The sequence below is a fragment of the Lebetimonas sp. JS032 genome (assembly GCF_000523315.1).
In the GTDB taxonomy this organism is placed as follows: domain Bacteria; phylum Campylobacterota; class Campylobacteria; order Campylobacterales; family Nautiliaceae; genus Lebetimonas.
Window position 1 is genome coordinate 876,448 of record NZ_ATHS01000001.1, and the last position, 14,455, is coordinate 890,902.

Genomic DNA, 14,455 nt, shown 5'->3' on the forward strand with positions numbered 1-14,455 from the left:
ATAGATTAATTTTTCATTTTTAACTTTACACTTTTCACTTATTCTGTAAGTTTCATAGCCAATTCTGTAAGCTTGTTTCTGTATATATTTTTAAGTTCCACCCAGGCCAATGCTTCGTGTGGAAGTAATTGTTGAAGCCTGTATAAGCCGCTGTCCTGTTTTGAGATAGTGGAATATGTCTGATAAATGTCCCCGAGTAAAAAAAGTTTGCTTCCTTCGCTCATTCTGCTTAAAATCATACTCATATATTCTCTTGTAATAAGCTGAACCTCATCCACTATTAAAATTTCGTTCTCCAAAATAGATATTCCCTGTATCATGTTAAGAGGGATTATTTCAAATTTTTCAAAAAAAAGCTGGGTTTTAATGGAATCATAATTTAAGCCTTTTGCATCTTTATAGATATAATTCAAGGCACTTAAAAATCCCCCTGCCCATTCAAGCATTTTTTCATCTTTGCTTCCTGGTAGAAAACCTATGTCATAAGCAGAACTGATTCCTATAGGAGGGCGGGTTATGAATATTTTTCGTTTACTTTGGTTTAAAGCCATTGCAGTTGCAATCAGAGTTTTTCCGCTTCCGAACCTGCCTGTGATTAAAGAAGCATCACTTTCTTTCATGGCATATGCCGCACATTTTTGATAAATATCTTTCGGCTCGATTATACCGGCGTTTTTAATTCTTATTTTACTAGTCTCAGGAATGTTATCTATTCTTTCGATTCCTTTATTGGGATTATAACAGTATGCCAAATCCCTTATTTTATCGTTTGTAATTACAAAATCCCAGGGTTTTAATTCATAATTGAATTTTTCTTTTATATATTTTTTAAATTCATCGGGTTCTTTAACTCCCAAAAAATGTCCAAATTCAAAATTTTTATCTTCTATTAAAATATTCTCTCCTTATCTTATTTTCATAGAAAAATCTTTAAATACCGCATGATGAATAACAGCTCCGCTGCTTATGGCGTCGACTCCCGTTTCAATAAATTTATCAATGTTTTCAAGCGTTACATTCCCGCTTGCTTCTATTAAAACAAGTGGGAAATTTTTATTTCTGAATAATACAACCTCTTTTATTTCCTCATATTTCATATTGTCGCACATTACAATATCGGCTTTAGCCTCCATCGCTTCTTTTGCCATTTTAACAGATGCGCATTCGACTTCTATTTTTGTTGTAAAAGGTATTATGTTTTTTGCCTTGTCAATTGCTTCTTTAATGGATGAAAAAAGGGCTAAATGTGTGTCTTTTAGCATCAGGCACTCATCTAGTCCAAGTCTATGGTTTGTAACCCCCCCACAGCTGGCTGCATATTTTTCAAAAATTCTTAAGTTAGGTCTTGTTTTTCTTGTGTCGAGTATTTTTACTTTGTTATCTGCTTTTTTTGCAAATTCATAGGCATTGCTTGCTATTCCGCTGGCGTGTTGGAGAATATTCAGCATTGTCCTTTCAATTGAGAGCACATCTTTTGCATTTCCGTAAACTTCAAAAATAATATCCTTGTTTTTATAAAAATCTCCGTCTTCATAGAAAAAATTAAATTTAATTTCAGCAATTTCACTAAAATATTTTATATATTCAAGTCCGGCAATAACACCTTCGCTTTTTGATTTAACAAAAGCATTTGCAACTCCACTAATTAAACTTCTTGCCAAATCCCCCCTTCCTATATCTTCATTGAGAGAGCTTTTTAAAAAATCGATTATCTGATGTTTCATTAAATTCATGACAGCTCCATCATTCTTTGTAGTGCTTTTTTTGCATCTTTTGCTATATTTTCTTCGACTTCAATTTTATTATATCCTCTGTCTTCATCAATTGCTTTTAACAAATTATATAAACTCTCAATTGTGGTTTCGTTCATGCTCGGACATTCCGGTTTTGTAGAACTTAATATATATATATTCGGATTTATGTTTTTTTTAAGCCAGTTTACAAAATTTGCTTCTGTACCTATTGCTATTTTTTCGGTGGAATGGGCTTTGACATATTCTAAAATCTGGGAGGTGCTTCCGGCGAAATCGGCCATTTTTACCACTTCCGGCTGGCATTCAGGATGAAGTGCTATTTTAATATCGGGATATTTTTCTTTAAAAAATTCAATATGTTCGGGCATAAAAAGTTGATGAACGGAGCAGTGTCCGTTAAAACATATTATATCTGCTTCCTGCCAGTTTTTTTCACCTATTATTTTTGCTGTTTTGTTTAATTTTTTGGCTGTGTTTGTTCCAAGATTTTTATCCGGCAGAAAGAAAATTTTTTTGTTTTTACTTAATGCCCATTTTATAATTTTTTGACTGTTTGAGCTTGTACAGGTTAGTCCGCCTTCTCTTGCAACAATGGCTTTTGTTTTTGCCGTGGAATTTATATAAGTGATGGGAATAAAATCAATTTCGTTTTCTTTTAACATTTTCATATTGTTTTCCACAAGGCCTTCCTCGGCCATTCTTGCCATGGAGCAGTCAGCAAGTTTTGGCATATATACATCAATATCGGGGTTTAATATTTTTGCACTTTCCCCCATAAATTTTACCCCGCAAAAAACAAGTGGGTTTTTAATATCGGCTGTTTTTTTAGCAAGGGCTAAACTGTCACCCGTTAAATCGGCCAGTTCAAAAATTTCTTTTTTTTCATAAAAATGGGCGGCAATAGTAATATTGTGTTTTTCTTTTAATTTTTTAATTTTTTCAACCATTAAATCCCTTTTTGTATTATTTTATCAAAAAAAGTTTATTTTAGTATAATTGCATAAAAATAGTGAGTGGTGAGAGTGAGTAATGAGTTGCCAAGTTTTAAGTAAAAAGGAAAAAAATGCATAATTTATTGTGGTATTTAGCGGCATATTTAATAGGGGGAATCCCTTTTGGGTATTTAATAGCAAAATATTTTGCGGGTATTAATATAAAAGAGCATGGTAGTGGAAATATAGGGGCTACCAATGTTTTGAGGGTTTTGAAAGAGGTTGATCCCAATAAAGCCAAAAAACTTGCGGGTTTGACGCTGTTTTTAGATGCTTTTAAGGGTGTGTTTGTAATACTTCTGGCTAAATTTTCAGGGGTTTGTGATGCCACACTTTGGGCAATAGCCGTAATTGTCGTAATAGGACACTGTTTTTCCCCTTATTTAAAATTTGAAGGGGGTAAAGGGGTTGCGACTACCGCCGGCGCTTTGCTTGTTTTGGTTCCAAAAGCTGTATTGGTGGGGTTAATTGTCTGGTTTATTATGGCGAAAACAGTGAAAATATCTTCTCTTAGTTCTTTAACCGGTATATTGGCGGGAATTTTCAGTTGTTATATTTTGTATCCGGATTTATCTATCCGTTCCTATTCCCCTTTATGGATAATCGCTTTTATAATAATTTATAAACATAAAACAAATATATACAGGCTTATTACCGGTCAGGAAAAGAGAGTGGTTTAGAAAGTGAGTAGTGAGTTGTGAATTGTGAGTGGTGAGTGGTGAATGTACGGTAACATGAAAAGTGAGTGCAAATGAGTGAAGCGAATTAAACTCACCTGGCCGTTTGAAAAACGGCTATGGTGAAAAGTTAAAAATTGAGGAATGGGAAAATGAGCGAAAATGAGCAAAGCGAATTAAATTTATCTAGCTGCCTGAAAAGCAGCCGCGATGGACAATTTACAATAATAATAGAAGAGCTGACTTTTAAGGCTATTATCGGTATTTTGGAAGAGGAAAGAACCGAAGAACAGCTGGTTGTTGTTAACTGCAAAATAGATTATGAAAATAGAGAAAATTTTATTAATTATGCGGATGTATGCGATTTAATTCAAAATTCAATTGTTAAACATCAGTTTGAACTGCTTGAGGATGCTTTGGTTCATATAGAAAAAAAATTATTAGAGAAATATCCGCAAATAAAAAAACTTTTTTTACAAGTTAAAAAACCGGAAATTTTAAAGAATGCTTTAGTCGGAGTGGAAATTTTAAGAAAATATTAATTTTTGATATAATTTTTTTATTTATTGAATATGTTTTTTTAATGAAGGAGAAGAAGTGAGGATACTTGTAACTCTTAAAGATGAAACGCTTAATCATCTGATTGTAAAAGCTCTTAATGAATCCGGATATAAAACAGACTCGGCATATACCATTAAGGATGCCAAATATTTTTTGGATGTCAGACATTATAATATGGTGATATTAGATACCGATTTTACATTCAGCGAGGTGTTTAAATTTATAAATTTTGCAAAAAATTTATATCCCCTGATTAAAATAATAATTTTATCCAATGATATGTCTATGGACACTGAAATTAAGTGCTTAAAAATGGGGGCGGATGATTATATAAGAAAACCAATCAATTTTGATTTGCTTATAACAAGAATAAATGTGGCCTTAAGGGCCGGCAGGGAATCTCAGATTAAAATAAAAGATTTGATTATTTTAAAAGATGAAGAAAAAATAATATATAAAGGCAAAGAAACATATTTGAAAGGAAAATCTTTTGAAGTGTTTATGCATTTAGCAAGATATCCCAACCAGGTTATTTCAAAAGAGCAGCTTTTGGATGCAATCTGGGAAGAGCCTGAGCTGGTAACTCCGAATGTTATAGAAGTTGCAATAAATCAGATTCGTCAAAAGGTTGACAAAGTTTTTAAAATTGATACAATAAAGACCATTCGCCGCAGAGGCTATAAATTTTGTTATCCAAAGGAGTAATATGTCATTGAAAATAACAGATGAGTGCATTGCGTGCGACGCATGTGTTGATGAATGTCCAAACGGTGCAATTGAGGCGGGTGAGCCTATTTATGAAATAGATCCGGACCTTTGTACGGAATGTATAGAATATGGAGGAGAGCCTCAGTGTGTGCAGGTATGTCCAGTGGATGCAATTGTGCCTGATCCGGATAATGTGGAAAGTGCAAAAGAACTTAAATTAAAATCAGAATTAATACATAAAGTTGAAGAGGAATAATGGCCAAAATTACAGCCGTTATTGATATAGGTTCCAATTCGGCCAGAATGGCTGTTTTTAAAAAAACAAGCCGTTTTGGTTTTTATCTCTTAAGGGAAGAAAAAAGCAGAGTCAGAATAAGTGAAGGCGCTTATGAAAACGGTGGAAATTTACAGGATTTTGCTATTAAAAGAGCAATTAACGCCTTAAAGGAATTTCTTTTAATAGCAAAATCTTTAAAAACACGCAAGATATTGGCCGTTGCAACTTCAGCACTCAGGGATGCCCCCAATAAAGCAGAATTTTTGAGCGAAGTAAAAAAAATAGGGATAAATTTAAAAGTTATTGACGGGGAAAAAGAGGCATTTTTCGGCGGTATTGCGGTTGCCAATCTTCTTTATAAAAAAAACGGGGTGAGTGTGGATATCGGAGGGGGAAGCTGTGAACTTTCTTTAATAAAAAATGCAAGAGTGGAAAAAACGGCAACTTTACAGCTTGGCACTGTCAGGCTCAAAGAGCTTTTTTTTGATAAAGGCGATATTAAGGGCGCAAAAGAATATATAAAAAACGAATTAAAAAAACTGGATAAAAATTTCAAAGATGAAACTGTTTTCAGTATCGGAGGGACAGCAAGGGCCATTGCCCAGGTTATAATGAAAAAAAATGAATATCCCCTTGATATACTGCACGGTTTTTCCTATGAAATAAAAGAGATTGAATTTTTGGAAAGTTTAATCAAAAGAAGTGATGAAGAATTGCTAAAAATAGGAATCAAACCCGAAAGACTCGATGTAATAAGACCCGGGCTTTTGGTTTTTTGTGAAGTATTAAGATACTTAAAAGCAAAAAACATAATAACAAGCGGTGTAGGCGTGAGAGAAGGGGTGTTTTTAAGCGATTTACTCAGAAATGACAATCTGATTTTCCCAAGTAATTTTAATCCATCCGTCAGGACTATAATAGATGTTTATAACATAAATACAAAAACAGCTTCTTACGAAACAAAAATAGCCCTTGATTTGTTTGATTTATTAAAAGATGAATATAAATTAGACGAAAAATATAAAACACATCTAAGCTTTGCCATAAAACTTTCCCGTGCGGGAGAGCTTATAGATTTTTACGAAGCCCACAAACATACCGATTATATTATCTTAAATTCCCTGCATTACGGTTTTTCCCATAATGACAGACTTTTAATCTCAAAAATAATAAGATTTTATAAAAGAAAAAAAATCAAAAAAAAAGAGATAGAAAAATATAAATTTTTATTGCCTCAAAAAGATCTTATAGAAAAGCTTTGTAATATTTTCTGGGTTGCAAAAATAGTTAATCAAAATCTTTCTATGCCAAAAGTGACAATTAAAAAAAGTGACAAAAAAATAGTAATAGAAGGCGAAAATTTATATCTTGCAGGGGAAAAACTTAAAACAAGAAAACTTTTTTTTAATTTGGAAATTTTAAATAAAGGAGAGAAATGAAAAAAATATTATTAGTTTTGCCTTTAGTGTTTTTGGGATGCAGTGTCACTAATGCGCCTACAAAAATAAAAGAATTTACAAAATGTTATATTCATAAGCTTCCCGCCCCTTTTTGGGTCTGTTATGAAAATTCATTTATGAGTGTGGGGAAAATCCATACAAAAGAAGTTTCAAGACTGTCCCAGCAGGAGGCTTATTCTATCGGGATTAAATCATTAAGCGAAAAAATTTTGACTAAAACAAAAGATTTTTTAAGAAGGTTAAACACTGCAAAAAATATTTTGGATAAAGTAAAAGCCTTTGTAATAACAAATGCTGTAAATGAAGGAAACTGGTATGATAAAAAAACCCAGATTTTGTATGTAAAAGTGGATATTGATAAAGAACAGTTTAAAAATTTTCTGTTTTCCCTGCTTAAGAGATACGATAAAAAAGTATTAGAAACGGCATATGAAGAAAGTTTTTGATTTTGTCGTAATAGGAGCCGGAATTGCCGGAGTGCTCAGTGCCTACAGATTAAAAGAATATAATACGCTTCTTATTGATAAAAAAGGAATATTAGAAGGCGCAAGCTCTGCAGCGGGCGCTTTTTTGTTCCCTAAAATAGGAATTGACAGCCCTTATACAAGATTTATTAACGATTCAATAATTGAAGCAATCGAATTTTATAAAAAAGAAGGAATTAATACCCATACAAAAGGTGTTTTACTTCTTCCGAGAGACAGAAAAGATATAGAAAAATTTAAAACTTATGAAAAAGAGATAAAACTTCCCTTCAGAAAAATCGATAACGGCTTTTTTTTTGACATAGGCAGTCTGGTTGAAGTTGATGATGTTAAGAAAAAAATAAATGTAAACTTTAAGCAGTTTGAAGCTAAAAAAATAGAATTTCGAAACAGTGTTTGGGTGATTAATGATGCAATAAAAACTAAAAATATTATCCTTTCTACAGGATATGAAAATTTAATTGATATTCCTTATATAAAAATCAGACCTGTTTGGGGGGAGAGGATAGAATTAAATGGAAAATGTAAAATGGATAATGGAAAATTAAATATTTATTATCATAAAAACTGCTCTTTGGCTTTTGTAAATGGAAAATTCAGAATCGGGGCAACCCATAAAAGAAACTGTCTGGAATGCAAAGAAAATTTGGAAGAAGCTAATGAATTAATAAAAAAAGCAAATGAAATAATGGAAATCGAAGGAGAAACAGTTTCGATTAAAGGCTCTCAGAGGGCCGCAAGTATTGATTATTTTCCTGTAGTTGGTAAAATTATAGATGTAAATAAAACTCTTTTAAATGATAAACATATTGTAAAAGGTTCTCTCCCAAAAGAAATTTTTTACAAAAAAGGTCTTTATATTGTAAACGGAATGGGCGGGAGAGGCTTTTCCAATGCTGTCAGTACGTCAAGAATATTGAAAGAAATTATTTTTGAAAACAAAGAAAGCTTTCTGGATACCAAAAGGCTATTTGTTAAATGGGCGAGAAAAGAGGAGGAGAGGTATTTAAATAGTGAGTGGTGAGTGGTGAGTGGTGAGTGTCAAGTGGAAAGTTATAAATGTATAATGGAAAATGGAAAATGATAAATAAGAATAGCTAAGTAGATAAGTAGCCAAGAAGCCAAGTACCAAATTGCTAAAAAGCAAAGTGAAAAATGATAATGAAATAAAGGAAAGAAATGTTAAAAGTAGATAAAGTTACAAAACAGTTTGGCGGGGTCGTTGCTATAAAAGATGTAACTTTTCATGTAAAACCGACAGAAATTTTTGCATTGGTCGGTCCTAACGGAGCGGGTAAAACAACGCTTTTTAATATAATAACTGGTGCTTTTTCCCCTACAAGCGGCAGGGTGTTTTTTAAAGACGAAGAGATAACAGGCTTAAAACCAAATGAAATTGTTAAAAGAGGAATTGCAAGAACTTTTCAAAATATAAGACTTTTTAATTCCATGAATGTTTTGGAAAATGTTTTAATAGGCTTTCATAATCATATTGAATATAATTTTTTTGAAGCAATTTTCAGATCTCCCAAATTTTTTAAACAGGAAAAAGTTCATAAAGAATTGGCTATGGAGATTCTTGAATTTTTAGGAATTGAAAAATATGCCTATGTAAATGCAAAAGCTTTAAGTTACGGTAATCAAAGAAAAGTAGAGATAGCAAGGGCACTGGCAACAGAGCCTGATTTACTACTTCTTGACGAGCCTGCGGCGGGAATGAATCCAAAAGAGACAGACGAACTTGCCGAAACCGTTTTTAAACTGAGAGAAATTAAAGAAAAAACAATTCTTTTTATTGAGCATGATATGAAATTTGTCCAAAAAATAGCCGACAGGGTAATGGTTTTGGATTATGGAAAAACAATTTTTGAAGGAAAGCCTGCCGATATGATGAAAGATGAGCAGGTTGTTAAAGCATATCTCGGAAATATTGAAGTATAAAATAGTGAGTGGTGAAAGCCTGCCCGGCCGCTTGTAAAGCGGCGGGGTGGTGAGTATATAAAATGATAAAGGATAGTGATGTTAAAAGTTAAGGGATTAAAAGTAAAATATGGAGTAATTGAAGCTGTCAGAGGAATTGATTTTAATGTAAAAGCCGGAGAAATTGTTACTATAATAGGTGCAAACGGGGCAGGAAAAACATCCACGCTTAACGCTGTTTTTAATTTGGTAAAAAAAGAGGGAAATATTCAATTTGTTGAAGGAGATATCTCAAAAATACCGACACATCAGATTGTAAAAAGGGGACTTGCTTTAGTACCCGAGGGCAGGAAAATATTTATCAATTTAACGGTTGAAGAAAATTTAAAAATCGGCGCCTTTTTAAATGATGAGAATTTTGAAAGGCTGAGGGACGATATGTATAGACTTTTCCCGAGACTTAAAGAAAAAAGAAATAATTACGGGGGAAGCCTGAGCGGAGGTGAGCAGCAGATGCTTGCAATCGCCAGGGCATTGATGAGTGAACCTAAAATGCTCGTGTTGGATGAACCGAGCCTTGGGCTTGCTCCTATTATTGTAAAAGATGTGTTTGAAATATTACATAGATTAAATAAAGAAGAAGATGTGACAATTCTTCTGGTTGAGCAAAACGCCGGTGCCGCACTTAGAATTGCAAACCGCGGATATGTAATGGAAAACGGCCTTTTGGTTATGGAAGATGAGGCAGACAATTTACTTCAAAGTGATGAAATTAAGAAAAAATATTTAGGAGGATAGTATTTCCCCTATTTTTTTCCTCATTCCCTTGCTCATTTTCATATTATGATATGCCCATGAAAGATATTGAATATCAATTTCGGCCACATCTTGAATTAACATACCTTTATATTTACCGACCCCGAATCTGTATTCCGGCTCAATATCCAGATTTTCCAAATGGTGTTCTATGGAATATTTTACATCCGGATCAAGGTCTGTAAGACTCAGCATATATTCTATATAATCAGGGTCTTTTATCAATATGTCCCTTATATTTTCATATTTATATTTTCCCTGGTAAAATTTGTCATATAAAACCGGTTTTTTTGTAAGCTCTATTAATTCATCAACTGTTTTATCAAATTCTTTTACTAAATACTGCAGCAGTAAGCCTAAAACAACGACATCCCCCAGTGCATCGTGAGCATTGATTTTGATATTGTATTTTTCGCATATTTCTTTTTCTTTTTTGTAAAGTCCGAGAGCATATCTGTTGTATTGAAGTGAATATTTACTCTCTTTTATCAGATGTTTTAAAATTCTGAATGTGTCTATTACCTGAAAAAACGGGTTAAACCCTTCTTTTTTAAGCATTTCCAAATCAAATTCGGCATTGTGAATAACAACTACATTTTCAGGAGAATTTAGCTCTTTTAATCTTTTATATACATCTGTAAATTTTAGTTTGGATTTATCTTCTATCATTTCATTTGTAATATGATGAACAGCCATTGCCTCAAAAGAAATAGGTATCCCGGGATTTGCAAGGGTGTCGTGAATTTCTTCTATTTCAAGATTTCTGTTCATTACAAGAAAACTCAGCTGAATTATTTTATCTTCTTCCCTGTTTCCTGTTGTTTCTGTGTCAAGTATTATTATTTTCATCCAGTTCCTTAATTAACGGTATTTTTATGGAATATCCCTCCTCATGATTTTCAATTTCAAAAAAATTTGATTTTATTCTTTTGAAAGGGGGCGTAACTATGTCAATTTGGGCCAGAGGATATTTTTTAGCATCTATTTTTATATATTCCCCCACAAGTATTTTTGAGGTTATTTTAGCTTTATTAGAGTTTTCCAGCATTTCAAAAATGATATTTATCAGCTCTTTTTTGTTTAAATAAATTTCAGGAATTGAAGGGTCGTAAAAAGTGGTAATTTGAATATTCTTTAATTCCATATAATCTTTTACAAATTCAAGAAGCATTGAAAATTTTACTTTTTCAAGATTATTCAGTGTTATGTTTTTTTTATCTGTATTTATAAAAAACCTAATACCGAGTTTTTCTTCATAAAAGCCGATGGAATAGCCGTTAAATTCAAACTTGTCGAATTTTACCAATTTAAACTCTGTTTTTATACCGTCTTTCGGGGCATTTTTCAGCGCAAATTCAAATACTTCTTTTTTATTTATATAAGAAAGAAATATTTCAGCTTCCTGATTACAGTAAACAATATTTGATTTGTAATCAAATATTATCAAAGGGTTTATATCATATTCACACCAGAATTTAAACATTTAAAGCCTTCATTTTTTTTGTAAGTGTGACTCTGTTGATTTTTAATCTTTCAGAAATTTGAAGTTTGGATTTATATTTTTCTTTCATAGCGCTAAAAAGTATTTTTTCAAATCTGTTTATTTCTTCTTCATATGTCGAATGTTTTTCTTTTAAATATTCTTTTAAAATTTTGTAAATTTCTTCCCTGTTCGGTTTAAGGAGCTCTTTATAAACCTGTTTTTTAAGTGAATTTAAATTTTCACTGATATCAGGATTTTGAATTTTAATTTTTTTATCAATTTTAAGTTCTTCTTTTGCTTTTTGTAAAAAATATTCCATAAAAAATGCTATATCTTCCGGACGGTCAATTAGCGGTTTTAATTCTATTTCAAAAGCAAAATATTTTTTTAATATTGCTTTGTCCATAGGCTTTTCTCCTGTGGCAATTAATATGGGGATATTTTCATAAAGCATGGGGTTTTTATCAAAATTTTCAATAATGCAGGGATATTTTGTGTTTATTTTATTGATAATTGCATTTGGTGAAATATATTTGGCAAGAGTTGTCTTTCCGACACCTTTTTCTCCCCAGATATAAACGCTTAAATTAAGTTCCCTTGACATATCCGCCAGATTTTTTATTTTTGTTAAATATTCAGAGTTGGTTAAAAACATTTACACCTTTTTGATCAGTATTATATCAAATTCTTTCTTTTTACAAAAAAAGCCACACTTCCCATCATTAAAGAAATTCCTACAAACAGATACAGGGCGTTAATCATTTTTTCAGGATAATTAAGCGAAATTTTAAATACAAGCATCAATACTTCAATAGAGAGGGCTATCATAATAGAAAGAATAAATTTTATAAATGTTTTAAATTCCGTCACTTCCCTTTTATAACTTTTGAAAAGTACCCCCTCAAGAAGCGTTTTTGCCAAATCGAAAATAGCCACAGCGATTGTAATATAAATAATAGGTTTAAAAAAATCCATAATTTCAAGATTATGTATATGGGTAAGTACTTTAAATAAAGAAAAACCAAGCATCAAAAATGCAAACAGTGCCATCAAAATACCGCTTAAAAAATAAAAAGACGATGTAAGCCTGTCAAAAAAAGGGTGAATTTCAAGCAGTTTGAATCTCTCAAGCAGTTTTTTGATATTAAAATCCAAAAAAATGAATTTATCGTTTTCTTTTTTTATTAATGTAATACATAAATTTCCGCTTGCAGAACTTTTATAGGCTTCAGAAATGGCAAAATCGGTATTTTCAAATTTTTCCAAAAGGTAATCTCTTTTTATGTTTTTTTGAGAATTGTCAGTTCTGTTTCTGTAATAATTTGGTGAAATTTGAATTTTATTGCTTGTATCGACAACATAAACCAATTCCAAAGATTTAAATAAATCAAACAGTTCTTCGAAATTATCTTTTTCGAATTTTATCAAGGAATTGAAATTTTCGACAGTGTTTTTCAAAAATGATTTTATGTTTTCTTTATTATTGTTGTAAATTTCAATTAACTCATTCATAAGTTGCCTTTTTACAAAATAAAAGATAGATAAATACAGGGGTCCCCGAAAAACCGATAGGTTTTTTGGGGTTAATTATAAGTTAAAACCTTTTTCTCCGTGGATTGTAGCGTCAAGACCTTCAACTTCTGCTTCTTCACTGACTCTGGCTCCCCCTGTAAGAAGACTTGATACTTTTAAAACAATTGCTGTCATTATGGCTGTGAAAATAATAGTTACAGCAACTGATTCCAATTGTACTATCATCTGTCCCAATCTGTCTCCGTGATCATGCAAAGGACTTCCTGCCCATGCCAAATCTTTAAGAGCAAACAGTCCTGTTGCAAGTGCACCCCAAAGACCTGCGATAAAGTGAACACCGAATGCATCAAGTGAATCATCGTATTTAAATATTTTTTTAAGTACTGTTACACCGAAAAATCCAAATACGCTTCCGCCTATACCTATTATCAAAGCACCTATTACACCGACAAATCCGGCAGCCGGTGTAATTGCAACAAGTCCTGCGACCGCACCGGAAGCTGCACCAAGTAATGTTGGTTTATCAAATTTGATGTAATCTAAAATAATCCATGTAACTGCTGCTGCTGCTGCTGCAAAGTTTGTCATCAAAAATGCGCTTCCAGCAACTCCGTCGGCTGCAAATTCACTTCCGGCATTGAATCCGAACCATCCGAACCAAAGTAAAGATGCGCCGAGTGCTGTTAAAATAATACTGCTTGGCATCATTTGAGTTTTAGGATAACCTTTTCTTTTACCTATCATAATAGCTGCAACAAGCCCTGCAAGACCTCCGTTCATATGAACGACTGTTCCACCGGCAAAATCAAGTGCACCTGCGTTATATAAAAATCCTCCTCCCCATACCATATGAGCAATAGGAGCATAAACAAATGTTCCCCAAAGAATTACAAACACTAGCCATGTTGAAAATTTAGTTCTTTCAATTATACTACCGCTTGCAATTGCCACTGTAATTGCGGCAAAAGTTCCCTGGAACGCAACAAACACATAACTCGGATAACCGCTGCTTTCCAAATCGTTATATCCTATTCCGTTAAGGAATATATGTTTTAAACTACCGATAATTCCTGCGACATCGTCCCCAAAAGCCAGAGAATATGCCCAAAACACCCAGACTACCGTTGCCAGGGCATAAGCTGTAAAGACCATCATTGTTGTGTTTAATGCATTTTTAGCTCTTGTCATACCTGCGTAAAACAGTGCAAGCCCTGCGGGTGTCATTATCATAACAAGCGCAGTTGCCGTCATCATCCATGATGTATTTCCAGAATCAAGTGTAGGCTCACCTGCAAAAGCCAGGCTTGCCAGTCCCAAAATAGATAATATTCTAAACAGCATCGCTTCCCCTTTCTCCTGTTCTTATTCTTATAGCATCTTCCACAGGCAGGATAAATATTTTTCCATCTCCGATTTTTCCTGTTCTTGCATGGGTTTGAATAATTTCAACCGTTTTTTCCAGAAAATCGTCATTTACAAAAATTTCAAGTTTTATTTTCGGCAAAAAATCGACAACATATTCCGCACCTCTGTATAATTCAGTGTGGCCGTGCTGTCTACCGTGACCCTTTACTTCACTTACAGTTATACCTGTAATTTCAGCCTCAACCAAAGCCTCTTTAATTTCATCTAATTTAAAAGGCTTTACAATTGCTTCAATTTTTTTCATAGCTCCTCCTTTATTTTTTACATTGAAAGTGTAACAATTTTTTTATAATAGTTTATTCTTTAAACTGATTAAATTTTAATCAATTGGTGTAAAGAAAATATTAAATTAAGATGAATTATA

18 protein-coding genes are annotated in these 14,455 nt (G+C 32.7%); 9 read left to right on the forward strand and 9 right to left on the reverse strand.

Annotated features, from left to right (window positions below):
- Positions 1–38: 38 nt before the first annotated feature.
- From DZ65_RS0104895 to nadA, 3 genes are read right to left on the reverse strand one after another with little or no spacing between them, the layout of a single operon-like run.
- Positions 39–857: a PhoH family protein gene (locus DZ65_RS0104895; protein WP_024789709.1), complete on the reverse strand. Its 819-nt coding sequence runs from the start codon at positions 855–857 to the stop codon at positions 39–41.
- Positions 858–905: 48 nt separating this feature from the next.
- Positions 906–1,733: a carboxylating nicotinate-nucleotide diphosphorylase gene (gene nadC, locus DZ65_RS0104900; RefSeq protein WP_024787554.1), complete on the reverse strand. Its 828-nt coding sequence runs from the start codon at positions 1,731–1,733 to the stop codon at positions 906–908.
- Positions 1,730–2,701 carry a quinolinate synthase NadA gene (nadA, locus tag DZ65_RS0104905; RefSeq protein WP_024791293.1) on the reverse strand — a complete coding sequence of 324 codons (972 nt, stop codon included), beginning with the start codon at positions 2,699–2,701 and terminating at the stop codon, positions 1,730–1,732. Before nadA ends, nadC begins: the two co-directional genes overlap by 4 nt.
- A 116-nt stretch (positions 2,702–2,817) precedes the next feature.
- Here nadA and plsY point away from each other — a divergent pair, with 116 nt between their 5' ends.
- The 9 genes from plsY to DZ65_RS0104950 all read left to right on the forward strand — a co-directional run bounded on the left by plsY (position 2,818) and on the right by DZ65_RS0104950 (position 9,632).
- On the forward strand, positions 2,818–3,426 hold the full coding sequence (gene plsY / locus DZ65_RS0104910) for a glycerol-3-phosphate 1-O-acyltransferase PlsY (protein WP_024790848.1): 609 nt from the start codon (positions 2,818–2,820) through the stop codon (positions 3,424–3,426).
- 149 nt (positions 3,427–3,575) lie between these two features.
- Positions 3,576–3,965, forward strand: a complete 390-nt coding sequence (locus DZ65_RS0104915; RefSeq protein WP_024790849.1) for a dihydroneopterin aldolase — start codon at positions 3,576–3,578, stop codon at positions 3,963–3,965.
- Between the two features lie 55 nt (positions 3,966–4,020).
- Positions 4,021–4,689 (forward strand): homeostatic response regulator transcription factor HsrA, encoded by a 669-nt coding sequence (gene hsrA / locus DZ65_RS0104920; protein ID WP_024790850.1) that lies wholly within the window; start codon positions 4,021–4,023, stop codon positions 4,687–4,689.
- A gap of 1 nt (position 4,690) precedes the next feature.
- Entirely contained in the window at positions 4,691–4,948 is a 258-nt protein-coding gene (locus DZ65_RS0104925; protein ID WP_024787559.1) for a YfhL family 4Fe-4S dicluster ferredoxin, read from the forward strand.
- Positions 4,948–6,408 (forward strand): Ppx/GppA phosphatase family protein, encoded by a 1,461-nt coding sequence (locus tag DZ65_RS0104930; RefSeq protein ID WP_024790851.1) that lies wholly within the window; start codon positions 4,948–4,950, stop codon positions 6,406–6,408. The genes DZ65_RS0104925 and DZ65_RS0104930 overlap by 1 nt, the downstream gene beginning before the upstream one ends.
- Positions 6,405–6,875 (forward strand): hypothetical protein, encoded by a 471-nt coding sequence (locus DZ65_RS0104935; protein WP_024790852.1) that lies wholly within the window; start codon positions 6,405–6,407, stop codon positions 6,873–6,875. Before DZ65_RS0104930 ends, DZ65_RS0104935 begins: the two co-directional genes overlap by 4 nt.
- A complete protein-coding gene (locus DZ65_RS0104940; RefSeq protein WP_024791294.1) occupies positions 6,859–7,938 on the forward strand; it encodes an FAD-binding oxidoreductase in 1,080 nt (359 codons plus the stop codon). The genes DZ65_RS0104935 and DZ65_RS0104940 overlap by 17 nt, the downstream gene beginning before the upstream one ends.
- Before the next feature lie 155 nt (positions 7,939–8,093).
- Positions 8,094–8,855 (forward strand): ABC transporter ATP-binding protein, encoded by a 762-nt coding sequence (locus DZ65_RS0104945; protein WP_024789716.1) that lies wholly within the window; start codon positions 8,094–8,096, stop codon positions 8,853–8,855.
- A 78-nt stretch (positions 8,856–8,933) separates the two neighbouring features.
- Positions 8,934–9,632 carry an ABC transporter ATP-binding protein gene (locus tag DZ65_RS0104950; protein WP_024787563.1) on the forward strand — a complete coding sequence of 233 codons (699 nt, stop codon included), beginning with the start codon at positions 8,934–8,936 and terminating at the stop codon, positions 9,630–9,632.
- Here DZ65_RS0104950 and DZ65_RS0104955 read toward each other — a convergent pair.
- From DZ65_RS0104955 to DZ65_RS0104980, 6 genes are all read right to left on the reverse strand, one after another.
- Entirely contained in the window at positions 9,621–10,499 is an 879-nt protein-coding gene (locus tag DZ65_RS0104955) for a 3'-5' exonuclease (protein WP_024790855.1), read from the reverse strand. The genes DZ65_RS0104950 and DZ65_RS0104955 overlap by 12 nt on opposite strands.
- Positions 10,480–11,133 carry a hypothetical protein gene (locus DZ65_RS0104960; RefSeq protein WP_024790856.1) on the reverse strand — a complete coding sequence of 218 codons (654 nt, stop codon included), beginning with the start codon at positions 11,131–11,133 and terminating at the stop codon, positions 10,480–10,482. Before DZ65_RS0104960 ends, DZ65_RS0104955 begins: the two co-directional genes overlap by 20 nt.
- On the reverse strand, positions 11,126–11,788 hold the full coding sequence (locus DZ65_RS0104965; RefSeq protein WP_024790857.1) for a Fis family transcriptional regulator: 663 nt from the start codon (positions 11,786–11,788) through the stop codon (positions 11,126–11,128). Before DZ65_RS0104965 ends, DZ65_RS0104960 begins: the two co-directional genes overlap by 8 nt.
- Before the next feature lie 20 nt (positions 11,789–11,808).
- Complete coding sequence (locus DZ65_RS0104970; RefSeq protein ID WP_024791295.1) at positions 11,809–12,645, reverse strand: PDC sensor domain-containing protein; 837 nt, start codon at positions 12,643–12,645, stop codon at positions 11,809–11,811.
- A 75-nt stretch (positions 12,646–12,720) separates the two neighbouring features.
- Positions 12,721–14,007 carry an ammonium transporter gene (locus DZ65_RS0104975; protein WP_024791296.1) on the reverse strand — a complete coding sequence of 429 codons (1,287 nt, stop codon included), beginning with the start codon at positions 14,005–14,007 and terminating at the stop codon, positions 12,721–12,723.
- The gene (locus tag DZ65_RS0104980) at positions 13,997–14,335 is read right to left on the reverse strand and encodes a P-II family nitrogen regulator (protein WP_024787569.1); all 339 of its coding nucleotides are present in this window, start codon (positions 14,333–14,335) and stop codon (positions 13,997–13,999) included. The genes DZ65_RS0104975 and DZ65_RS0104980 overlap by 11 nt, the downstream gene beginning before the upstream one ends.
- Positions 14,336–14,455 lie beyond the last annotated feature (120 nt).